Genomic DNA, 20,766 nt, shown 5'->3' with positions numbered 1-20,766 from the left:
CCTACATGTTGCATGCCGAGCTGGCGGACGGGCGCTTGTGCTGGTTGCTGCGCGATTACCAGACACGCAGTACGCCGTTGTTCCTGGTGCACCCGTATCAGGGCGGGATGCCCAAACGCGTGCAGGTGGTGGCCGATTACCTGGTGCGCTGGTTCAAGCGTGGCAGCCAGGCGCTGGGTGCGTTGCCGGTACCGGCCCCTTCACCGACAACGCCGGCTCCTGCACTGTAGGAGCCGGCGTTGCCGGCGAAGGGGCCGTCTGGTTCAGCCCCCCAGGTACGCGTCGCGTACTTTCGGGTCGGTCAGCAGCGCTTCACCGGTGCCCTGCATCACCACCCGGCCGTTCTCCAGCACATAGGCACGGTCGGCGATCTTCAGGGCCTGGTTGGCGTTCTGCTCCACCAGGAACACCGTTACACCATCCTTGCGCAGCTGTTCGATGATGTCGAAGATCTGCTGGATGATGATCGGCGCCAGCCCCAGTGAGGGTTCGTCGAGCAGCAACAGCTTGGGCTTGCTCATCAGCGCACGGCCGATGGCGAGCATCTGCTGCTCGCCCCCGGACATGGTGCCGCCACGCTGGCTGAAGCGCTCCTTGAGCCGCGGGAACAGGTGCAGCACCTTGTCCATCTGCTCTTGGTAGTCGCCCTTGTCGGTGAAGAACCCGCCCATGGCCAGGTTCTCCTCCACGGTCAGGCGTGCGAACACGCGCCGACCCTCGGGCACCACGGCAATGCTCTTGCGCATGATCTGCGCCGAACTTTGCCCCACCAGCTCCTCGCCCATGTAGCGGATGCTGCCGCTGTGGGCCTGGGGCGACCCGCACAGGGTCATCAGCAGGGTCGACTTGCCCGCGCCGTTGGCGCCGATCAGGGTGACGATCTCGCCCTGGCGAATCTCCACGTTGACGCTGTGCAGCGCCTGGATCTTGCCGTAGAAGGTGGAAACGTTTTCGAACTGCAGCATTTACGCTTCCCCCAGGTAGGCTTTGATCACTTCGGGGTTGTCCCGGATCTGTTGCGGGGTGCCATCGGCCAGCGGCGTGCCCTGGTTGATCACCACGATATGGTCGGAAATGCTCATGACCAGCTTCATGTCGTGCTCGATCAGCAGCACGGTCACCCCGTGTTCCTCACGCAAGGTGCCGATCAGCGCCTTGAGGTCTTCGGTCTCTTTCGGGTTCAGGCCTGCCGCCGGCTCGTCGAGCATGAGGATCCGCGGGCGGGTCATCATGCAGCGGGCGATTTCCAGCCGGCGTTGCTGACCATAGGCCAGGGTGCCGGCGTTACGGTTGGCGAACTCGACCAGGTCGACCTTTTCCAGCCAGTACTGCGCGTACTCCATCGCCTCGTGCTCGCTGCGACGAAAGCCCGGGGTCTTGAACAGGCCGGCGAAGAAGTTGGTGTTCAGGTGACGGTGCTGGGCGATCAGCAGGTTTTCCAGCGCGGTCATTTCCTTGAACAGGCGCACGTTCTGAAAGGTACGCACCACGCCCTTGCGGGCGATCTCGTGGCCGGCCAGGCCCTGGATGGGCTGGCCGTCGAGCAGGATGCTGCCACCACTGGGCTTGTAGAAGCCGGTCAGGCAGTTGAACACGGTGGTCTTGCCGGCGCCGTTGGGGCCGATCAGTGCCACCACTTGTTTTTCCTTGACGGACAGGGCCACGCCGTTGACCGCCAACAGGCCGCCGAAGCGCATGCTCAGGCCGCTCACTTGCAGAATTTCGCGGCTCATCGACGCAGCTCCATGTGTGGACGTTGCATAGGCAGCAGGCCCTGCGGACGCCAGATCATCATCAATACCATCAGGGCACCGAACATCAGCATCCGGTATTCACTGAAGTCGCGCATCAGTTCGGGCAGCAGGATCATCACGATGGCCGCGAGGATCACGCCCAGCTGAGAGCCCATGCCGCCGAGCACGACAATGGCGAGGATGATCGCCGACTCGATGAAGGTGAACGACTCCGGCGTCACCAGGCCCTGGCGCGCGGCGAAGAAGCTGCCGGCAAAACCGGCGAAGCAGGCACCGAGGGTGAAGGCCGAGAGCTTGATGATGGTCGGGTTCAGGCCCAGCGCACGGCAGGCGATCTCGTCTTCGCGCAGCGCTTCCCAGGCGCGCCCGATCGGCATGCGCAGCAGGCGGTTGATCACGAACAGCGCCAGCAGGGCCAGCAGCAGTGCCACCAGGTACAGGAAGATCACCTTGTTGATCGAGTTGTATTCCACCCCGAAGAACTCGTGGAAGGTCTGCATGCCTTCAGCCGCCCTGCGCTCGAAGCTCAGGCCGAAGAACGACGGCTTGGGAATGTTGCTGATGCCGTTCGGGCCGCCGGTGAGGTCGGTCAGGTTACGCAGGAACAGCCGGATGATCTCGCCGAAACCCAGGGTCACGATGGCCAGGTAGTCACCGCGCAGGCGCAGCACCGGGAAGCCCAGCAGGAAGCCGAACGTGGCCGCCATCATCCCCGCGATGGGCAGGCACACCCAGAAGCTCAGGCCGAAGTAGTGCGACAGCAGCGCATAGCTGTAGGCGCCCACGGCGTAGAAGCCCACGTAGCCCAGGTCGAGCAGGCCCGCCAGGCCGACCACGATGTTCAGGCCAAGGCCCAGCATCACGTAGATCAGGATGAGCGTGGCGATGTCGACCGCACCGCGCGAACCGAAGAACGGCCACACCAGGGCAACCGCGATCAGGCCCAGGATGATGTAGCGCTGGGTGCGCGGCAGGGTCAGGAAGTTGCTGACCTTGGGCGATATCAGTGCACCCCGGGGGGCGGACCGCATCATCGCGCTCCATTGCTTGTCGAACAGCACGCGCAGGAACATCAGCACCGAGCACACCACAATCACGCTAAGGGCCAGGGGCCCCTGGCCATGCACCTGCAGGCTGATACCGACGATGCTGAGTTTCAGGCCCAGTACCGGGAATGCCACGGCCCAGACCAGCAAGGCGCTGAAAAACGCCGATTTGAGATTTCTGCTCATACTTTCTCGACCTCCGGACGGCCCAGGATGCCGGTCGGACGGAACAACAACACCAGAACCAGAAGACCGAATGCCACCACGTCCTTGTACTGGTCACCGAAGATATCGGCGCCAAAGGCCTCGGCCACGCCCAGCACCAGCCCGCCGAGCATGGCGCCCGGAATGCTGCCGATGCCACCCAGTACCGCCGCGGTAAAGGCCTTCAGGCCCACCAGGAAGCCGGCGTTGGGGTTGATCACGCCGTACTGCATGCTCAGCAGTACCGCTGCCACGGCCGCCAGGGCCGCACCGATCACGAAGGTCAGGGCGATGATGTTGTTGGTGTTGATACCCAGCAGGTTGGCCATCTTGATGTCTTCGGCACAGGCGCGACAGGCGCGGCCCAGGCGTGAACGCGAGATGAACAGGGTCAGCCCGGTCATGGCCACCAGGGTGACGACGAAAACCAGGATCTGCATGTAGGAAATCAGGACTTCCTCGGCGCCGCCCGGCCCGAAGGAGATGCTCCCCGGAATCAGGTTGGGGATCGACTTGTCCTTGGAATCCTGGGCAAGCAAGACAGTGTTCTGCAGGAAAATCGACATGCCGATGGCAGAGATCAGCGGGATCAGCCGGTTGCTGTTGCGCAAGGGGCGGTAGGCGACCCGTTCGATGCTGTAGCCATAGGCGCTGGTGACCACGATGGTCGCGATGAACGCGGCGGTCATCAGTATCGGCAGTGAGTCGATGCCCATCATGGCCAGCCCGGCAAGGGCGATGAAGGCCACGTAGGAACCGATCATGTACACCTCGCCGTGGGCGAAGTTGATCATTCCAATGATGCCGTAAACCATTGTGTAGCCAATGGCTATCAAGGCATAGGTGCTGCCAATGGTCAGGCCATTAACCAGCTGTTGGAAGAAGTGATAGATCTCAGGCATTACAGCGCTCCTAAAAACCCGATACGCATTTCACTGGTGGGCTTGCGCCCGTCCCGGCTTGTGGTCTGAGGCCACTTCGCACAGGCACTGCCAGCGAACCGCTGGTGACGGTTTTAAGATTTTCAGGTGAACCTGCTCCCGGATCGCGGGAATCAGGCCCATGAACCTCGTAAAACAAAGCCCACTGCTCGCACAGTGGGCTTGTAGTCATGGAGTGACGGGATTACTGAGGGGAAACTTCGGTTTTAGGTTTGCCGAAATGCCATTCGTAGACGACGAACTTGAAGTCCTTCAGGTCGCCGTTCTTGTCATAGGACAAGTCGCCGGTAGGGGTCTTGAAGGTGCCGGTGTGCAGGGCCTGTGCGACCTTGTCGGTGTCTTCGCTCTTGGCCGCCTTGATGCCTTCGGCGATCAGCTCCACCGCCGAGTAGGCCGGGAACACGAACGGACCGCTCGGGTCCTTGCCGTCAGCCTTGATGGCGTCGACGATGGCCTTGTTCGCAGGGTCGGCGTCGAACGACTTGGGCAGGGTTACCAGCAGGCCTTCGGAAGCGCCCTGGGCGATCTGCGAGATCGAGTCGTTGCCCACGCCCTCTGGGCCCATGAACTTGGCCTTCAGGCCTTTTTCCTGAGCCTGGCGCAGGATCAGGCCCAGCTCTGGGTGGTAGCCGCCGTAGTACACGAAGTCGACGTTGGCTTGCTTGAGCTTCTGGATGATCGAGGAGAAGTCCTTGTCGCCGGCGTTCAGGCCTTCGAACACGGCAACCTTGGTGCCTTTGCCTTCCAGGGTCTGCTTGACCGCGGTGGCGATGCCTTCACCGTACTGCTGCTTGTCGTGCAGTACCGCAACCACCTTGGGCTTGACGTGGTCGGCGATGTAGTTGCCGGCGGCCGGGCCCTGGGCGCTGTCCAGGCCGATGGTACGGAAGATCAGCTTGTAGCCGCGGGAGGTGATTTCCGGGCTGGTGGCAGCCGGGGTGATCATGATCACGCCTTCATCTTCATAGATGTCGGACGCTGGTTGAGTGGAGCTGGAGCACAGGTGGCCGACCACGAACTTGACGCCATCGTTGACCACTTTGTTGGCGACTGCCACGGCCTGTTTAGGGTCGCAGGCGTCGTCGTATTCCTTGGCTTCGAGCATCTTGCCGTCAACGCCGCCCTTGGCGTTGATGTCCTTGATGGCCTGTTTTGCACCGATGAACTGCATGTCACCGTATTGAGTAACCGGACCGGTCTTCGGGCCGGCGATGCCGATCTTGATGGTATCGGCGGCAACTGCATGGCTGGCAACCCCGGCCAGAACCATTGCGGCGAACAGCTTGGAAATCTGCTTACTCATAGTGCTCCACTCATTCTGTTGTAATTTTTATAGTCCTGGTGCCCAGGGCTACGGACCGGGATACCGTGACGGCCACGCCGTCCCGCCTTTCCCGTGTTCCCCCGCAAAATGCCCTGGCAACTGTACCGGTACAGTGTAGAGCGCCGCTTGATCGATTGAAAAGCGGGCTTTTCGGGGCAAAATCCGGGGGTGTCGCCTAATCGACAGAAAGTTACATAAAGGCGCCGCCAATTTGCCAGCATGCTGCGGCGGGGCGTGATCTTCATGGCCTTGTCGATCAATTACTTATTTGAAACTGGGTTTTTCTGCAAAAATAGCGACCTTTCAGTGGTCGAATTATTTCTGGTAGGAACCCATGACAGATCAACCAAGCACCCTCTATGCCAAATTGCTCGGCGAGACTGCAATCATCGAGTGGAAAGCGCTGGAGCGTTTTTGGGCCAAGGGTGACCTGATTTGGGTCGACCCGTCGCTGGACCTGATCGAGGTGGCGTCGGCAATGGCCGAAAACCGCAGTGAAACCGTGGAAAAATGGCGAAATGATGGCACGGTCGTGCCGGTGACTGCCGAGCAGGCGCTAGACCTTTCGCACACGATTGCGTCGATCTGGGCAGTGGTGGTTTCGCCGTTTATCGTGATTCAGAAAAAGCCCGCGCCCTGATCTGGTGCGCAAAAACGAACAGCCGGAAGATTTTGGTGCGCGAGGGCGTTCAGGCGGGGTGGTTGTTGGTAACAGTGGGGCAGGGGTTCAAAAAACGCGGTAACAGTTCTTGCCTCATCGCGGGTCAAGCCCGCTCCCACAGGTTGGTGGAGACCTTGGTGGGAGCGGGCTTGACCCGCGATGGCCGCAAAGCCGCCGCGCAGATTACTCGTAGTCTGTCTTGCCCGTATGGCTGTTGAGCGAAATCACCCGCGTCTTGCCGATGCGGTGACGGTAGATCTCGCGCAGGTACTTCACCGCCTTCTTCACGCACTCGCGTGACAGGCGGATATCGTTGATCGACACGAACTTGCTCTTGTCGTTGATCAGCTCGCGGTACTTCTTCTCGTACATCGGCTTGATCGCGTACCAGTTGGTATCGAGGATCTTGGCCGGGTTCTCGAACTCGTTGAGCAGGTCGTCGATACGGTCCTCGTCGAATTCCTCACGGGTGATGAAGTCGAGGATGGCGTTGTCCAGCGTGTCGTCGAAACGGTACGGGGTGCGCGCGAAACAGCGCTTGATGAACGCCACGATCAGGGTCAGGAAGTCGTCCGACAGGCACGGGCTCTTGGCGATCAGGGTGGTCAGCGACAGGTTGGCCGAGGCGCCGATCACCAGCGCGTAGCGCTTGAGCGTGGTGTTGGGGAACAGGCTGTTGAGGTGGGTCTTGAGCCGGTTCAGGTCCATGTACGAGAGCTTGTAGTCCTTGGGCAGGGACACGATCGACACCACCGACGAGCAGTTCTTGAAGAAGTGCAGGTCATGCAGCGCCGCGGCGTCGTAGCCGGAGGTCTTGTACTGCTCCAGGGCCGCGCGATAGCGCTTGGACTCGATCGGCAGCAGGCTGATGCCCTCGATCGCCTGGGTCACCTTGTTGAAGTGCGGCAGGTCGATGGAGCGGAAGAACAGGTCGTCGATGTTGAGCTGCGGCTTCTCTTTCTCGAACACCTTGAACTTGTCGTTGCCTGGCGCCGGCTGCTCGGGCACTACCGATTCGGCGTAGGCGATGGCCACCGGGCCGGCCAGGCTCATGAACAGGTCGTTGGCATCCAGGCGGATGGTCTCGCCGATGTCGATGCCGGCGCGCCGGAAGTAGTTCTGGTCGTAGTCGGTGGTCACCGCCTGGGCGGTGAGGATGTTGAAGATCTGCTGCGAGATGTACTGGTTGGCGTGCTTCTCCATGGCATTGACGTCAATGTCCTGGATGTTGCCGTCATCGTTCTCCTCGGCATAGCGCATGATGTCGTTGGAGATCAGCATCATCGCGTTCCACGGACGGATACGCCCCATCACGCTGGCTTCGCTGCTGTCCTCGTTGTCGAAGTTGTACGAGAAGTCCCATTCCTCCGACAGGTACTTGCACAGCAGGCGGCCGGCGTTGATGTGCAGTGCCTCGGACATCTCGCTGCGGTGGTCGGAGATGTTCGGCAGCACGCAGATGCCGCTGGTGAAGATCGGCTCGAAGACGAAGGAGTGCCCGCTCTTGGTGTCGTTCTCGTCGGCCGGCTTGGTGTCGAACGTCTTGTTCATGTACGAGAACTGCTGGGCCAGGCCGAACTCCGAAGCCATGCCCGAGCCGGTACCGCCACCGGCGCTGAAGATGTAGAAGTACAGGCGCGACTGGTTGGCCTTGATGCCGCACGAGTCGATCAGGTACGAGTGGATCAGCTTCCAGTCGGCACTGGAGAAGCGCTGGGTTTCCTTGTTGAGGATGATCTTGGCCAGGTACTGGCCCAGGATCGGCGCGTTGCCGGCGCCGCCCGCATGCACCTCGGACAGGTCCATGATCTTCATCTTGCTGTAGTCGCGCAGAAAGCCGCTCTTCTCGCCCTTGCGCGAAAAACGGATGCGCCCGGCGATATCCTTGTCCAGGTCGCCCAGCATCACCAGCGGTTCCACCAGGAACACCGGCTTGGCGCCCTTGTTCTGCACCAGGCGCAGGTTGTTGCGGATCCAGCGGCCCGGGCTGTAGGGCTGCTCGCCGGCGTGGCGGTCTTCGTTGTTGAATTCGTTGAGGTAGAAGGTGCGGGCGTTGTACACCAGCTCCGCCACATCCAGGGCAATGTTCGAACCGCAACGACCCAGGCCGATCAGGCACACCGAAGGGAACTGCTGGTCCAGGCGCAACTGGGTGTCATCTTCGACATGCACACTGGGCGGGAACACCAGGTCGCGCAGGCCGTCGAGGTTGTCCAGGATGCGCTGGATATCGGTCTCGGTGTAATACAGGTACTGCTGCGGCGTAGCCGCGCGCGGGCTGTAGTATTCTCGAGGCGCCGGGGCGGTGAGCGCGGTGGAGGATGACATCAGCTCGGAAACCGCGGTGGCAGAAGTATTCTTTGAGGTCATTTTGCGCCATTTGCCTGGGTGGACGGCTGGTAAAAGTCGATATCATCGAGCCATCACGGGATAAGTTTCGCGACTGTATCAGTGCGCCTTTGGCGTGAGCGATAGGGTCCTGCCCTATAACCCTCTAAGGGTTTTCCTGTCACGTCTGAGAACTGAATCGTCCGCATCGCCAACTTCTTTAATTTGCCAGGAGCTGTCATGAGCATTGCACTACCTTCGCTGGGGTTCGCCGGTATCGGACTGATGGGGTTGCCCATGTGTCGGCGCCTGCTGGCGGCCGGTTTTCCGTTGACCGTATGGAACCGTTCATCGGACAAGTGCGCGCCACTGGTGGCCGCCGGGGCAAGCCAGGCGAACAGCCCGGCAGAGCTCTGCGCGGCGGCGGACGTGGTGATGCTGTGCCTGGCCGACACCCAGGTGGTGCACGAGGTGGTGTTCGGTGACGACGGTATCGCCGCAGGCGGCGCGGCCGGGCAGCTGCTGGTGGATTTTTCCAGCCTGGAGCCCGGCGCCACGCGGCAAATGGCCGCACAGCTGAGGCAGGCCTGCGGCATGCACTGGCTGGATGCACCGGTGTCGGGCGGCACCCAGGGCGCCGAGGCCGGCAGCCTGGCGATCATGGTCGGCGGCGAGGCGGCCGATCTTGAGCGGGTGCGCCCGGTGCTCCAGGTGCTGGGGCAGCGGGTCACGCACATGGGTGCGGTGGGGGCAGGGCAGGTGACCAAGGCCTGCAACCAGATGATCGTGGCCTGCAACGCACTGGTGATTGCCGAGGTGGTGGCCCTGGCCGAACAGTCAGGGGTGGATGCCAGCCTGATCGCCGAAGCCCTGGCGGGCGGTTTCGCCGACTCCAGGCCGCTGCAGATCCTGGCTCCGCAAATGGCCGAGCAGCGTTACGAGCCGGTGAAGTGGCACGTGCGCACCTTGCTCAAGGACCTGGATACGGCGGTCAAGTTTTCCCGCGAGCAGGGCTCGGCCACCCCGATCAGCGGCCTGGCGGCGCAGCTGATGCGCTTGCACGGCAGCCAGGGTTACCTGGAAAAGGATCCCGCAACCCTGGTCGAGCTGTTTCGCCGCAAGCCATAGGCAGGTCGCTGCACTGGTTGAGGCTGCCGAGCACCGCGTGCAGCTCGCCCATCGGTACCGGGCGGCTGAACAGGTAGCCCTGCAGAAAGTCGCAGCCCTGCTGGCGCAGGAACTGGTACTGCTCGACGGTTTCCACTCCCTCGGTCACCACCTTCAGGTGCAGGGTGTGGGCCATGATGATGATGGCCTGCACGATGTCCATGTCCTGCTCGGAGTGGGGGATGTCCTGGATGAACGAGCGGTCGATCTTCAGCGTGTCCAGCGGCAGGCGCTTGAGATAGGCCAGCGATGAGTAGCCGGTGCCGAAGTCGTCGATCGAGAGTGAAACGCCCTTGGCCCGGATACGCTTGAGCAGGGCGATGGTGTTGTGGATGTTGCCCATCAGCGCGTTTTCGGTCACCTCCATTTCCAGGCGCCAGGCCGGCAGCCCCGCGCTGAACAGCGCATCTTCCACTTCGCTGACGAGTTCTTCGCGGCCCAGGGTCAGCGCCGAGCAGTTGACGGTGACCTTGAGCTGGTCGAAGCCATGGCGGCTCAGCTGCGCCAGGTCCTGGCAGGCGCGGCGCAACACCCACAGGTCGAGCTCGCCGATCAGGCCGTTGGCTTCGGCAATGCCGATGAAGCGGTCGGGGCTGAGCAGGCCGTGCTGCGGGTGCTGCCAGCGGATCAGCGCTTCGAGCTTGGCCACCTGGCCGCTGGCCAGGTCGAAGATCGGCTGGTAGTGGATGCGCAGCCCGCGTTCTTCGAGCAGGGCCACGCGCAGCTCCTCCTCCAGTTGCAGCTCCAGGGTGGCGCGGGTTTTCAGGTTGCTGCTGAAGAAGTTCAGGTTGTTGCGCCCGCAGCCCTTGGACTGATACAGCGCCAGGTCCGCGTGCTTGAGCAGCTCGTCGCAGCTTTCGCCATCGTCGGGGAACACGCTGATGCCGATGCTGGTGGTCATCACCATGCGCCGGCCGCTCAGGTCGATCGGTTCCTTGACCTTGTGCATGATGCGCTGCGCCAGGTGGCGGGCCTCGTCGCGGTTGTGCAGGCCGATCAGAATGCAGAACTCGTCGCCGCCGAAGCGGGCCACCACGTCGTGGCTGCGGGTGGCGCTCTTGATCTGCGCGGCGATCACCTGCAGCAACTGGTCCCCCGCGTCATGGCCCAGGCTGTCATTGATGCGCTTGAAGTGGTCGATGTCCAGGAACATCACCGCCAGCATGCCGCCGCTGGCCGCCTGTTCGGCCAGGCGCTCGGCGAACAGCTGGTTGAAACCGCGACGGTTGACCAGGTTGGTCAGTGCATCGTAGTGCGCCGCCTGTTGCAGCGAGACCCGTGCCTGGTCCAGCTGGCTGAGCAGCATGTTGACCCGGCGCAGGTCGTGCTCCTTGCTCTGCAGCTTCTTGTCCGACAGGGCGGCGCTGATGCAACTGGCGCTGATCAGCAGGGCGACGAAGGCGATGGCCAGGCTCAGGTGCAGGCTGTTGTCGGTGATCGGCAACTGCAGCGGCGCGTCCACGGGCAGCACCAGGGTCAGGGCCCACATGCCGGTGAAATGGGTGGCGATGATGCCGGTGGCCATCACCAGGCTGGCGACGTACCTGGGCCAGTTGCTCTGGGCCGGGCGGTAGCGGGTCAGCAGCAACGCCAGCAGGCTGACGCCGAAGGCGACCACCACCGAACTCGCCAGCAGGTCGGCGCGGTAGAACTGCGAGGCGTTGGAGCGCATGGCTGCCATGCCGGTGTAATGCATGGCGCCGATGCCCAGGCCGATGGCGATGGCCGCCAGCACATGCTGGTGCAGGCGCGGCTGGGGTGTGCCGAGCAGGTTCATCGCACTCCAGGCGGCGAGCAGCATCAGCAGCAGCGATACGGCCGTCAGGGCCAGGTCGTAGTGCACCTCGAGGGGGGCCTGGAAGGCGAGCATGCCGATGAAGTGCATGCCCCACACGCTGCAGGCCAGGCAGAAGGTGCCGAGCAGGCGCCATTGACGTTGGGCGGCGCTGTGCTCGGCATTGCCCACGCGTTCGATGATGTCGAGGGTGGCGAAACTGCCCGCGCAGGCGACCAGGTAGGCAAGTGCCACCAGGTAAGGGTTGTGCCGGCAATCGAGGAGCAATTGTCCGGTTGCGGGAAGTTCGGCGAGTACATGCAGCCCCTGCCACTCCATAGCATGCCTCTTGGTCCGGTGTGCACGCGGCCTCCAGCGGAGTGGAGACGGTTTTGGCTGAGTATAGGAAGAGAGCATTAACCCATCGGGATTAATGGCAGATTGACTTGTATGGATTGGAGATTGGGGCGATAGCGTTTGGTTCTAAAACCGAGTCGCGCCCTTGGCCGGCAAGGCCGGCTCCTGCATCGATCATGCAGGAGCCAGCCAGTGGGTCAGCCGGCGACCAGTACCCGAATTGCCTCAAGGCGCAGTGCGGCCTTCTCCAGCATGGCCAGGCCCTGCTCGCGTTGCGCACGCAAGGCCTGGATTTCGGTGTCGCGCACGGTCGGGTTGACCGCCTGCAATGCGGTCAGGCGCGCCAGTTCTTCATCGGTTTCGGCTGCCAGGCGGCGCTGCGCCTCGGCCACACGCTCGGCGTGGCGCGGCATGATCTTGGCCTCGCCGGCATTGATGCGCGGGGTCAGGACATCGCGCTGGGCCTGGATGAACTTGTTGGCGCTGGCCTTGGGCACGCTTTCGAGCTGGTCGTTGAGGGTCTCGAACGACACCCGCGCCGCCAGGTCGTTGCCGTTGGTGTCGAGCAGGCAGCGCAGCGCTGCCGGCGGCAGGTAGCGGCCCAGTTGCAGGGCGCGCGGGGCGACCACTTCGCTGACGTACAGCAGTTCGAGCAGCACGGTGCCCGGCTTGAGCGCCTTGTTCTTGATCAGCGCCACCGCGGTATTGCCCATCGAGCCGCTGAGCACCAGGTCCATGCCGCCCTGCACCATGGGGTGTTCCCAGGTGATGAACTGCATGTCCTCGCGCGACAGCGCCTGGTTGCGGTCGTAGGTGATGGTCACGCCTTCGTCGTCGCCCAGCGGGAAGCTGGCGTCGAGCATCTTCTCGCTCGGCTTGAGGATCAGGGCGTTTTCCGAGTGGTCCTCGCTGTCGATACCGAAGGCGTCGAACAGGGTTTCCATGTAGATCGGCAGGGCGAACTGGTCGTCCTGCTCGAGGATCGCCTCCACCAGCGCCTGGCCTTCGCCGGCACCACCGGAGTTGAGCTCCAGCAGGCGGTCGCGGCCGCTGTGCAGCTCCGACTCCAGGCGCTGGCGCTCGGCGCAGGCTTCGTTGACCAGCGCTTCCCATTCGCCGTCGTCGCCGCTTTCCAGCAGCGGCAGCAGGCGCGGGCCGAACTGGTGCTGCAGGGCGTTGCCGGTAGGGCAGGTATTGAGGAAGGCATTGAGTGCCTGGTGATACCACTGGAACAGGCGCTCCTGCGGGCTGTTCTGCAGGTGCGGCACATGCAGTTCGATGGTGTGCTTCTGGCCGATACGGTCCAGGCGGCCGATGCGCTGTTCCAGCAGGTCGGGGTGGGCCGGCAGGTCGAACAGCACCAGGTGGTGGGCGAACTGGAAGTTGCGGCCTTCGCTGCCGATTTCCGAGCAGATCAGCACCTGCGCGCCGAACTCTTCGTCGGCAAAGTAGGCGGCGGCGCGGTCGCGCTCCAGGATGCTCATGCCCTCATGGAACACCGTGGCCGGAATGCCCGAGCGCACGCGCAGGGCGTCTTCCAGGTCCATCGCGGTTTCGGCGTGGGCGCAGATCACCAGCACCTTGACCCGCTTGAGCATCTTGAGGGTGTCGATCAGCCATTCGACCCGTGGGTCGAAGCGCCACCAGCGGCTCTCTTCGTCGCTGTCGCCCTGGGCCTGGAAGCTGACTTCCGGGTACAGGTCGGCATGCTCGCCCACCGGCAGTTCCATGTACTCGTCGGGGCACGGCAGCGGGTAGGCGTGCAGCTGGCGCTGCGGGAAGCCCTGCACCGCGGCGCGGGTGTTGCGAAACAGCACGCGGCCTGTGCCGTGGCGGTCCAGCAGCTCGCGGATCAGGCGTGCGCTGGCCTGGGTGTCGCCATCGTTGACTGCGGCCAGCAGCGCCTCGCCTTCGGCACCCAGGAAGCCCTGGATGGTGGCGTGGGCCTTGGGCGACAGGCGGCCTTCATCGAGCAGCTCCTGCACCGCCTCGGCCACCGGGCGATAGTTGTCGCTCTCGGCGCGGAACGCGGCCAGGTCATGGAAACGGTTGGGGTCGAGCAGGCGCAGGCGTGCGAAGTGGCTGTCCTGGCCCAGTTGCTCGGGGGTGGCGGTCAGCAGCAGTACGCCGGGGATGACCTCGGCCAGTTGCTCGACCAGCGCGTACTCCGGGCTGACCTGGTCTTCGTGCCACACCAGGTGGTGCGCCTCGTCGACCACCAGCAGGTCCCAGCCGGCGGCGAACAGCGCGTCCTGGGCCTTTTCATCCTCGGTCAGCCACTCCAGCGCCACCAGCGCCAGTTGCGCATCCTCGAACGGGTTGCTGGCATCGCTTTCGATGAAGCGCTCGGCGTCGAACAGAGCCACCTGCAGGTTGAAACGGCGGCGCATTTCCACCAGCCACTGGTGCTGCAGGTTCTCCGGCACCAGGATCAGCACGCGGCTGGCGCGACCCGTGAGCAGCTGGCGATGGATCACCAGGCCGGCTTCGATGGTCTTGCCCAGGCCCACTTCGTCGGCCAGCAGTACGCGCGGGGCGATACGGTCGGCCACTTCGCGGGCAATGTGCAACTGGTGGGCGATCGGCTGGGCACGGGTGCCGCCCAGGCCCCACAGCGACGACTGCAACTGGCGGCTGGTGTGTTCCAGGGTGTTGTAGCGCAGCGAGAACCACGCCAGCGGGTCGATCTGCCCGGCGAACAGGCGGTCGCTGGCCAGGCGGAACTGGATGAAGTTCGACAGCTGGGTTTCAGGCAGGGTGCAGGCCTGGTTCTGGGCATCGAGGCCGTGGTAGACCATCAGGCCGTCGATGACCTCGACTTCGCGCACGGTCAGCTTCCAGCCTTCGAAGTGGGTGATCTGGTCGCCCGGCGAGAAACGCACGCGGGTCAGGGGCGCATTGCGCAGGGAGTACTGGCGGGTGTCGCCAGTGGCCGGGTAGAGCACGGTCAACAAGCGGCCGTCCTGTGCCAGAACGGTCCCTAGACCCAGCTCGGCTTCGCTGTCGCTGATCCAGCGTTGCCCCGGTTGATACTGCTGCGCCATACTGCCTGACTCCCGCCATTCAAAAGGCGACTATCTTAACGGATAGGGCTGCACAGACCAAAGCGTCTGGCGATTTCATCGACGAAAGCCGTCTTTGCCACCACAGGCCTCGACCCATGCTCCGACACCCTCTGCTGTCCCTCCCGTTACGCCACTGCATCGTACTGGCCAGCTTGGCCTCGCTCGGCGCCTGCGACCAGCAGGGTTTCGAACTGCTGCCACCACTGGAGCCCCCGGCGCTGGCGGCGCTGGGCGTGCAGGTGCCGGTGCAGAACGTGCACTTTCGCGACCGCGACGGCGAGGCGGTGCTGGTACTCAGCCGTCTGGACGATCAGGTCAGCGACGAGGAAACCCAGCAGGAGGTCGACCGGGTGGTGCTCACCGCCACCCTGTATGGCCGCAGCCACGACGCCCAAACCTACAAGGCGCGCTGGACCATCGAGAATGAAACCACCTGCCCGGGGCTGGACCTGGACGTGGGCTTCTATACCGACGTCAGCGGCGCCAGCGACCTGAACAACGATGGTGTGGCCGAACTGACCGTTGCCAGCCATTCCTTTTGCGGCGGCGGTGTCGACCCGCAGGACCTGCATGTGGAACTGCGCGAAGGGGCCGCCAGCTACGTGATCAACGGCCAGTCGTTGATCGCCCCGGAAGGCGAGGATGCCTTTGGTGGTGAACGCGAAGACGGCCCCACCCTCAAGGACGCACCGCCGGTGCTGCGCGAACACCTGGAGAAGGTCTGGAACAGCGTGCTCAAGCGCCCGTGGAGCGAAGCGGCGCCCGAACCGGACGATGACGACCCCGATCAGTAGGGCACGTCAGTAGGTGGCGACGGGGACTTCCACTGTATAGCGGTGCTGCGGGTTGCGTGTGTCGGTCAGGGTGTAGCGGCTCATCGAGCCGTTGTCGTTGGCCATCGGCTGGGTATCGATGTCGACGGTGAACGTCTGGCCACCGGTGTGCAGCGTGCCCTGGGGGGTGATTCGCGCATCGGCCGGGACGAGCAGGCCCCCCAGGTGGCCGTAGCCATTTTCATCGAAGTGATAGTCGACCAGGGCGTCGCGTCGTTGCAGGGCGAACACCTCGGGCAGGTAGGGCCGGTGGTCGATGTTCCAGTCATTGCGCAGGTCGCTTACCCAGACGCCCGGCAGGTCGAAACGGTGGCGCAGCAGGCTGTCTTCAAGCGGCACGCTGACCACCTCCAGGCAACACACGGTCTGCTTGCGCTGCTCGTCCAGCACGGCCATGCGCGTGCCGCGGGCAACCACTGCCGGCAGCATGGCGAATGCCATGTTCTCTTCGACATACCCGGCATCGGCCGCCGTGGCGAGGTTGCGCCAGCCACCGAACAGCACCGGAGCCGGGTCGGCCATGGCCGCAAGGCCGGCCGTGGCCAGGCCGATACTCGCCAGGAGGCGATAGGGGATGCGCATCGTAGGCTCCTGCCTTATAGGGCGAAAAACGGGAAGCGCAGCGTACTATACTCAGGCACACCCCTGGCTGTGACGGGTGCCACACTTTTGCCATCGGCGCTCAAGGCTGCCGTTTGGCAGCCGACACATTGGCGACAGGAGAACAACAACCATGCTGCCGCCCATCATTCCCCTCAGTGCCGCCCCGGTCACCACGCAACACGACCCGGTCAAGCAGCCGCCGACCATCGCCCCCGTGGTGCCGGCCCAGCCCAGCGCCACCGACAGCAATATCGATTTCAAGAAGCGCGACCCGCAGGAGTCGGGGGTACTGCTGCGTGACGAGCAGCGCCGCCGCCAGGGCAAACGCCGCAAGGCCCCGGACGAAGAGCTGTACCAGGCCCTGCCGGGCGACGAGGTCAACGCCGACAACACCGTGCCGGTGGCGCCGTTGATGGGCGAACAGCCGCGCCAGGGCCTGCTGGTGGACATCGAAGTCTGAGCGGGGCTGTTCAGTGCGGGCGCGAGCCCTCATCATGGCGACTTCCGCAGTCCGTTCCACGAGCCTGAACATGAGCCAAGACGACAACCTGATCGATTTCGGCGCCGAGCGCGCCCGTCGCGTGCACGACCTCAAGGAAAAGCGCCTGAACGAAGTGCGTCAGGCGTTCGAGCAGGCAATGCCCCTGGGCAAGGGCAAGAAAAAGCCCAAGGGCAAGCCGAAGAAGCGCTGATTCTTGATGCAGGTCAACCCTGCACCCGCCTCGCGCGTCCGTTGATGGGCGCCATTGACCTCGGTCAATTTCCTCTCCCGCCCCATTCGCTACTGTTACCCCATCAGACAGGTGCAGGCGAATGGAGGCCGATATGTTCTTCGATAATGTGGTTATCGCTGGCGTTGTGACAGTCGGCCTGATGCTGCTGTTTTTCGCAGGCCTGGGTATTTTCATCTGGAAGGACTCGAACAAGCGCAAGCAGGGCTGATCCTTTCCGATACACGAGCACGCAAGGCATTTAGGGCAACTTCGGTTGCCCATTTTTTTTGCCTGGAATTTGGGGTGGCAGTACCGGGGCCTGCCGGGATGGGCCCTGTAGGCACCGGCCTTGCCGGCGCGGGAAGGCAGAAAAATTCTGGACTATAAGTAGTTAGCTAGCTAATAATTCGCATCTGACCTTTCCCGCGTATCTGTGTCTATCTTTACTTCATCGCTTCCCAAGGTTCGATCCGTGCCCATCACTCTGCAGGCCCTGCTGGCGCCCAACCGACTCGCTGTGCAATTTGCCGTGAAAACCCTGCTTGGCGGCGGGTTGGCGCTGTGGCTGGCGTTGCGCTGGGGGCTGGAACAACCGGCCTGGGCGTTGATGACGGCCTTCATCGTGGCCCAGCCGCTGTCGGGCATGGTGCTGCAGAAGGGCCTGGCACGGCTGTTCGGCACGCTGGTCGGCACGATCATGTCAGTGGTGTTCATGGGCCTGTTCGCCCAGACGCCGTGGCTGTTTCTGCTGGCGCTGGCCCTGTGGCTGGCGCTGTGCACGGCCTGCTCGACCCTGCTGCGCAGCGCCTGGGCGTATTCCTTCGTGCTGGCCGGCTACACCGTGGCGATCATCGCCTTGCCGGCCATCAATCACCCGCTGCTGGTGTTCGACCAGGCGGTGGCACGCTGCACCGAGATCAGCCTGGGCATCATCTGCGCCACCTTGGTCAGCGCCTTGCTCTGGCCGATGCGGGTCGAGCAGCAGCTCAGCGGGCAGGCTCGCCAGGCCTGGCAAAGCGGCCTGCAGGCGGCCAGTGCGACCCTGACCGGCGAGGAGCAGGGGCGCAAGGGCCTTCTGGAGATTCTGGGGCGCATCGTCGCGGTGGATGCCCAGCGCGAACACGCCTGGTTCGAAGGCAGCCTGGGTCGCCAGCGTGCCCGGGCTATTCGCGGGCTCAGCCAGAAGCTGCTGATCCTGTTGCGCATCGCCCGTTCTGTACGCCGTCAGTGGCGCCAGCTCGACGACGAACAGGCGCAGCACATGGCCCCATGGCTGAGCGAGGTGCAGGCCGCCCTGGCCGAGCCCGATCAGGCTGCACTGCTGGTGCTGCGCCAGCGCGTTTGGGATGCCGCCCATGACGAGCACAACAGCCCCGCGCAGCATTACTGCCTGGCGCGTCTGACCCTGCTGCTGGACAACGCCATGGCGGCGACCCTGGCCCTGCGCGCGGTGGAGGAGGGCAAGGCACCGGCCGACCTGCCCGACAGCCTGGCGGTGCACCGCGACGTGCCGCTGGCACTGCTGTTCGGCTCGCGCAGTGCGCTGGCGTTCCTGGCCATGGCCAGCTTCTGGCTGGCCACCGCCTGGTCGGCGGCGCCCGGCGGCCTGGTGCTCACCTGCGTGGTGTGCAGCCTGTTCGCCAGTCGCGAGAACGGCGCGCAGATCGGCATGAGTTTCTTGCGCGGCATCCTGCTGGCGGTGCCCGTGGCGTTCTTCGTCGGGCAGATCCTGCTGCCGCAGTGGAGCGGTTTTGCCTTGCTGTGCATGGGCATGGGGGTGCCGCTGTTCCTGGGCGCGCTGGGCATGGCCAACCCGAAAATCGGCGCCACAGCCACTTCGTACTGCCTGCACTTCATCGTGCTGGTGGCACCGCTCAATACCATGACGTTCGATGTGGCCAACTTTCTCAACAGTGCCCAGGCCATGCTGCTGGGGGTGGGCGCAGCGGTGCTGGCGTTCAAGCTGCTGGTGTTGCGCAACCCGGCATGGCACGGCCGGCGCCTGCGCGCCGCCACCCAGAACGACCTGGTACGCCTGACCCGGCGCGACCTGCGCGGCGCCGAAACCTGGTTTGGCGGGCGCATGGCCGACCGCCTGCTGCAGCTGGCGCGCCATTACACCGCGCTGCCCGAGCAGGAGCGCGGCCACTGGGACGATGGCCTGCACGGGCTGGACATCGGCGACGAACTGCTGCACCTGCGCATGTGCCTGGCGGTGGCCCAGGTGCCACCGGACGCGGCGCAGCGCGCGTATTTCCAGCAGCTGGAAAACGTGCTGGCACAGGGCCCGGGTGCCGGGCGCGGGCAGCGCCTGGATGCTGCCAGCGAAGCCTTCATCGCGGCGTTGCAGCAACGCCCCGACAGCGACCCGCTGCGTCTTGCCGTGGGCGCGGTACTGCAACTTCGACACAGCTGGGCCAAGTGGTGCCGGCGACAGGAGGAACTCCATGGGGTTGCGTGAGTGGGCAATGGGCGGGGTACTGCTCAGCCCGTTTCTGATCTATGCGGTGCTGGCGCTGCTGCTGACCTTCGCGGTGCGGCTGCTGCTGCGTCTGACCCCGCTGGGGCGCTGGGTGTGGCATGAAGCCCTGTTCGACACTGCACTGTTCGTTTGTATTCTGGCCCTGGTCACCCGCGTACTGGGGCCCCTGTAAGGAGTTTGACCATGCGTACCTATGTGCGTGTTGCCGTAACCCTGTGCCTGGTGGTGGTGGCGGTGTTCGCCGGCCTCGAACTGTGGCGTTACTACATGCTCACCCCCTGGACCCGCGACGCGAAGATCCGCGCCGACGTGGTGATCGTCGCCCCGGATGTGTCGGGCTGGGTGCGCGAGCTCAAGGTGCACGACAACCAGGAGGTCAAGGCGGGGGATTTGCTGATGTCCATCGACAAGGACCGCTTCGAGGCTGCGCTGGAAAAAGCCAATGCCGTGGCCGAGACCCGCCAGCAGCAACTGCGCCTGCGCGAACACGAGGCCTCGCGCCGCGCTGCACTGGGCCCGCAGGCGATCAGCGCCGAGCTGCGCGAAAATGCCCAGATCAACGCCGCCGTGGCCCGTGGCGAGCTGCGCCAGGCCCTGGCCGAGGTCAAGGTGGCCGCGCTCAACCTGGCGCGCAGCCAGGTCAAGGCACCGCGGGACGGGCACATCACCAACCTGCGCCTGGCCGAGGGCAATTATGTGAATGCCGGGCAGCCGGTGATGGCGCTGGTGGACGACTCGACCTTCTATGTGCAGGCCTATTTCGAAGAAACCAAGCTGCCGCGCATCAAGGTCGGTGCGCCGGTCAAGGTGTGGCTGATGAGCGCCGGCGAGCCGATGCAGGGCCATGTGCAGAGCATCAGCCGCGGCATCACCGATCGCAACGCCACCCCCGACAGCCAGTTGCTGGCCGAAGTGGAGCCGACCTTCAACTGGGTGCGCCTGGCCCAGCGCATTCCGGTGCGCATCCGGCTCGACGAGGTGCCGGCGGGGGTCAACCTCAGTGCAGGCATGACCGCCAGCGTGCAGGTGCGCGAGGACTGAGGCGGCGCCTATAATCGCGCCCATCGATTCGGCACGTGGGCGAGGGAAGTACATGAGCATCACCAACAGCCCTACCTGGGCGCAACTCGAAGCACGCTGGGGTCACGGTTTCGACACCTTGCTGGCGCAGGAGCAGGAAGCCATCGCGCTGTGGTGGCTGGAGGCCGAAACCATGAACGGGCGGCTGGACCAGTATTTCTGGAACAGTGCCGGCGACCAGGCCCTGATCGCCTTGCGCGGCCTGCATGCCCTGCACATGCCGGTCACTGCCAAGGCGTTCGGTGATGCCCTGGCGCTGTTCGGCCCGCACTATCCCGAGCGTCGTGACGCGCGCATGGAGGTGCTCGAGGCGCTTGAGGCAGCGCACGGCGAGGACCTGTTCGAGGCCCCGTCGCGATTGATCCAGGACCTGCCCGAGGACTTCGTGCAGGCCGCGCTGGACCGCCTCACCGAGCTGTACAGGCACCTCTGAG

At 64.0% G+C, this 20,766-nt stretch carries 19 protein-coding genes and 1 pseudogene; 11 read left to right on the top strand and 9 right to left on the bottom strand.

Features of this window, described 5'->3' with window-relative positions:
• Window positions 1-230 (top strand): annotated as a pseudogene (locus JZZ72_RS22370) (hypothetical protein); the annotation flags it as partial.
• Between the two features lie 33 nt (window positions 231-263).
• On the opposite strand, the gene JZZ72_RS22365 reads toward JZZ72_RS22370, so the two are convergent.
• The 5 genes from JZZ72_RS22365 to JZZ72_RS22345 form a co-directional block, all read right to left on the bottom strand.
• Window positions 264-965: an ABC transporter ATP-binding protein gene (locus JZZ72_RS22365; protein ID WP_043862612.1), complete on the bottom strand. Its 702-nt coding sequence runs from the start codon at window positions 963-965 to the stop codon at window positions 264-266.
• Window positions 966-1,733, bottom strand: coding sequence for a high-affinity branched-chain amino acid ABC transporter ATP-binding protein LivG (gene livG / locus JZZ72_RS22360; protein WP_054914726.1), 768 nt, complete (start codon window positions 1,731-1,733; stop codon window positions 966-968).
• Window positions 1,730-2,986, bottom strand: coding sequence for a high-affinity branched-chain amino acid ABC transporter permease LivM (locus JZZ72_RS22355; protein WP_043862610.1), 1,257 nt, complete (start codon window positions 2,984-2,986; stop codon window positions 1,730-1,732). Before JZZ72_RS22355 ends, livG begins: the two co-directional genes overlap by 4 nt.
• Window positions 2,983-3,906 (bottom strand): high-affinity branched-chain amino acid ABC transporter permease LivH, encoded by a 924-nt coding sequence (gene livH / locus JZZ72_RS22350; RefSeq protein ID WP_043862609.1) that lies wholly within the window; start codon window positions 3,904-3,906, stop codon window positions 2,983-2,985. The genes JZZ72_RS22355 and livH overlap by 4 nt, the downstream gene beginning before the upstream one ends.
• A gap of 223 nt (window positions 3,907-4,129) precedes the next feature.
• Window positions 4,130-5,248: a branched-chain amino acid ABC transporter substrate-binding protein gene (locus tag JZZ72_RS22345; RefSeq protein WP_043862608.1), complete on the bottom strand. Its 1,119-nt coding sequence runs from the start codon at window positions 5,246-5,248 to the stop codon at window positions 4,130-4,132.
• A gap of 355 nt (window positions 5,249-5,603) precedes the next feature.
• Between JZZ72_RS22345 and JZZ72_RS22340 the strand changes: the two genes are divergently transcribed.
• Window positions 5,604-5,909, top strand: coding sequence for a DUF2288 domain-containing protein (locus tag JZZ72_RS22340; protein ID WP_116052151.1), 306 nt, complete (start codon window positions 5,604-5,606; stop codon window positions 5,907-5,909).
• Between the two features lie 204 nt (window positions 5,910-6,113).
• On the opposite strand, the gene JZZ72_RS22335 is transcribed toward JZZ72_RS22340, so the two are convergent.
• Window positions 6,114-8,300: a hypothetical protein gene (locus JZZ72_RS22335; RefSeq protein WP_116052150.1), complete on the bottom strand. Its 2,187-nt coding sequence runs from the start codon at window positions 8,298-8,300 to the stop codon at window positions 6,114-6,116.
• Between the two features lie 198 nt (window positions 8,301-8,498).
• Between JZZ72_RS22335 and JZZ72_RS22330 the strand changes: the two genes are divergently transcribed.
• A complete protein-coding gene (locus tag JZZ72_RS22330; protein WP_210015170.1) occupies window positions 8,499-9,386 on the top strand; it encodes an NAD(P)-dependent oxidoreductase in 888 nt (295 codons plus the stop codon).
• Here the strand turns inward: JZZ72_RS22330 and JZZ72_RS22325 are convergent.
• Together JZZ72_RS22325 and rapA are read right to left on the bottom strand one after the other, a co-directional pair.
• Entirely contained in the window at window positions 9,286-11,538 is a 2,253-nt protein-coding gene (locus tag JZZ72_RS22325; protein WP_043862604.1) for a putative bifunctional diguanylate cyclase/phosphodiesterase, read from the bottom strand. The genes JZZ72_RS22330 and JZZ72_RS22325 overlap by 101 nt on opposite strands.
• 215 nt (window positions 11,539-11,753) lie before the next feature.
• Window positions 11,754-14,600, bottom strand: a complete 2,847-nt coding sequence (gene rapA, locus JZZ72_RS22320; RefSeq protein ID WP_054914722.1) for an RNA polymerase-associated protein RapA — start codon at window positions 14,598-14,600, stop codon at window positions 11,754-11,756.
• 116 nt (window positions 14,601-14,716) lie between these two features.
• Between rapA and JZZ72_RS22315 the strand changes: the two genes are divergently transcribed.
• Window positions 14,717-15,415: a M949_RS01915 family surface polysaccharide biosynthesis protein gene (locus tag JZZ72_RS22315; RefSeq protein ID WP_058540983.1), complete on the top strand. Its 699-nt coding sequence runs from the start codon at window positions 14,717-14,719 to the stop codon at window positions 15,413-15,415.
• Window positions 15,416-15,421: 6 nt separating this feature from the next.
• On the opposite strand, the gene JZZ72_RS22310 is transcribed toward JZZ72_RS22315, so the two are convergent.
• The gene (locus JZZ72_RS22310) at window positions 15,422-16,036 is read right to left on the bottom strand and encodes a hypothetical protein (RefSeq protein ID WP_210015169.1); all 615 of its coding nucleotides are present in this window, start codon (window positions 16,034-16,036) and stop codon (window positions 15,422-15,424) included.
• A 151-nt stretch (window positions 16,037-16,187) separates the two neighbouring features.
• Here JZZ72_RS22310 and JZZ72_RS22305 point away from each other — a divergent pair, with 151 nt between their 5' ends.
• The 7 genes from JZZ72_RS22305 to JZZ72_RS22280 all read left to right on the top strand — a co-directional run bounded on the left by JZZ72_RS22305 (window position 16,188) and on the right by JZZ72_RS22280 (window position 20,765).
• The gene (locus tag JZZ72_RS22305; protein ID WP_043862600.1) at window positions 16,188-16,517 is read left to right on the top strand and encodes a hypothetical protein; all 330 of its coding nucleotides are present in this window, start codon (window positions 16,188-16,190) and stop codon (window positions 16,515-16,517) included.
• A gap of 70 nt (window positions 16,518-16,587) precedes the next feature.
• Window positions 16,588-16,749, top strand: a complete 162-nt coding sequence (locus tag JZZ72_RS22300) for a hypothetical protein (protein WP_088513942.1) — start codon at window positions 16,588-16,590, stop codon at window positions 16,747-16,749.
• 133 nt (window positions 16,750-16,882) lie between these two features.
• On the top strand, window positions 16,883-16,999 hold the full coding sequence (ccoM, locus tag JZZ72_RS28025; RefSeq protein ID WP_043862641.1) for a cytochrome c oxidase subunit CcoM: 117 nt from the start codon (window positions 16,883-16,885) through the stop codon (window positions 16,997-16,999).
• Between the two features lie 243 nt (window positions 17,000-17,242).
• Window positions 17,243-19,231, top strand: coding sequence for an FUSC family protein (locus JZZ72_RS22295; RefSeq protein ID WP_043862599.1), 1,989 nt, complete (start codon window positions 17,243-17,245; stop codon window positions 19,229-19,231).
• Window positions 19,218-19,424, top strand: coding sequence for a DUF1656 domain-containing protein (locus JZZ72_RS22290; RefSeq protein WP_043862598.1), 207 nt, complete (start codon window positions 19,218-19,220; stop codon window positions 19,422-19,424). Before JZZ72_RS22295 ends, JZZ72_RS22290 begins: the two co-directional genes overlap by 14 nt.
• Before the next feature lie 11 nt (window positions 19,425-19,435).
• Entirely contained in the window at window positions 19,436-20,293 is an 858-nt protein-coding gene (locus JZZ72_RS22285; RefSeq protein WP_043862597.1) for an efflux RND transporter periplasmic adaptor subunit, read from the top strand.
• A 52-nt stretch (window positions 20,294-20,345) separates the two neighbouring features.
• Window positions 20,346-20,765 carry a DMP19 family protein gene (locus JZZ72_RS22280; RefSeq protein WP_058540986.1) on the top strand — a complete coding sequence of 140 codons (420 nt, stop codon included), beginning with the start codon at window positions 20,346-20,348 and terminating at the stop codon, window positions 20,763-20,765.
• Window position 20,766 lies beyond the last annotated feature (1 nt).

The sequence above is a fragment of the Pseudomonas palmensis genome, from assembly GCF_017848315.1.
GTDB lineage: Bacteria > Pseudomonadota > Gammaproteobacteria > Pseudomonadales > Pseudomonadaceae > Aquipseudomonas > Aquipseudomonas palmensis.
The sequence above is the reverse complement of the archived record's forward strand: the minus strand, read 5'-3'. Positions and strand labels throughout refer to the sequence as shown.

What these genes read in the sequence shown, in the direction of transcription:
- JZZ72_RS22365 (WP_043862612.1), bottom strand. Translation starts at nt 965, where the DNA reads ATGCTGCAGTTCGAAAACGTTTCCACCTTCTACGGCAAGATCCAGGCG.
- livG (WP_054914726.1), bottom strand. Translation starts at nt 1,733, where the DNA reads ATGAGCCGCGAAATTCTGCAAGTGAGCGGCCTGAGCATGCGCTTCGGC.
- JZZ72_RS22355 (WP_043862610.1), bottom strand. Translation starts at nt 2,986, where the DNA reads ATGAGCAGAAATCTCAAATCGGCGTTTTTCAGCGCCTTGCTGGTCTGG.
- livH (WP_043862609.1), bottom strand. Translation starts at nt 3,906, where the DNA reads ATGCCTGAGATCTATCACTTCTTCCAACAGCTGGTTAATGGCCTGACC.
- JZZ72_RS22345 (WP_043862608.1), bottom strand. Translation starts at nt 5,248, where the DNA reads ATGAGTAAGCAGATTTCCAAGCTGTTCGCCGCAATGGTTCTGGCCGGG.
- JZZ72_RS22340 (WP_116052151.1), top strand. Translation starts at nt 5,604, where the DNA reads ATGACAGATCAACCAAGCACCCTCTATGCCAAATTGCTCGGCGAGACT.
- JZZ72_RS22335 (WP_116052150.1), bottom strand. Translation starts at nt 8,300, where the DNA reads ATGACCTCAAAGAATACTTCTGCCACCGCGGTTTCCGAGCTGATGTCA.
- JZZ72_RS22330 (WP_210015170.1), top strand. Translation starts at nt 8,499, where the DNA reads ATGAGCATTGCACTACCTTCGCTGGGGTTCGCCGGTATCGGACTGATG.
- JZZ72_RS22325 (WP_043862604.1), bottom strand. Translation starts at nt 11,538, where the DNA reads ATGGAGTGGCAGGGGCTGCATGTACTCGCCGAACTTCCCGCAACCGGA.
- rapA (WP_054914722.1), bottom strand. Translation starts at nt 14,600, where the DNA reads ATGGCGCAGCAGTATCAACCGGGGCAACGCTGGATCAGCGACAGCGAA.
- JZZ72_RS22315 (WP_058540983.1), top strand. Translation starts at nt 14,717, where the DNA reads ATGCTCCGACACCCTCTGCTGTCCCTCCCGTTACGCCACTGCATCGTA.
- JZZ72_RS22310 (WP_210015169.1), bottom strand. Translation starts at nt 16,036, where the DNA reads ATGCGCATCCCCTATCGCCTCCTGGCGAGTATCGGCCTGGCCACGGCC.
- JZZ72_RS22305 (WP_043862600.1), top strand. Translation starts at nt 16,188, where the DNA reads ATGCTGCCGCCCATCATTCCCCTCAGTGCCGCCCCGGTCACCACGCAA.
- JZZ72_RS22300 (WP_088513942.1), top strand. Translation starts at nt 16,588, where the DNA reads ATGAGCCAAGACGACAACCTGATCGATTTCGGCGCCGAGCGCGCCCGT.
- ccoM (WP_043862641.1), top strand. Translation starts at nt 16,883, where the DNA reads ATGTTCTTCGATAATGTGGTTATCGCTGGCGTTGTGACAGTCGGCCTG.
- JZZ72_RS22290 (WP_043862598.1), top strand. Translation starts at nt 19,218, where the DNA reads ATGGGGTTGCGTGAGTGGGCAATGGGCGGGGTACTGCTCAGCCCGTTT.
- JZZ72_RS22285 (WP_043862597.1), top strand. Translation starts at nt 19,436, where the DNA reads ATGCGTACCTATGTGCGTGTTGCCGTAACCCTGTGCCTGGTGGTGGTG.
- JZZ72_RS22280 (WP_058540986.1), top strand. Translation starts at nt 20,346, where the DNA reads ATGAGCATCACCAACAGCCCTACCTGGGCGCAACTCGAAGCACGCTGG.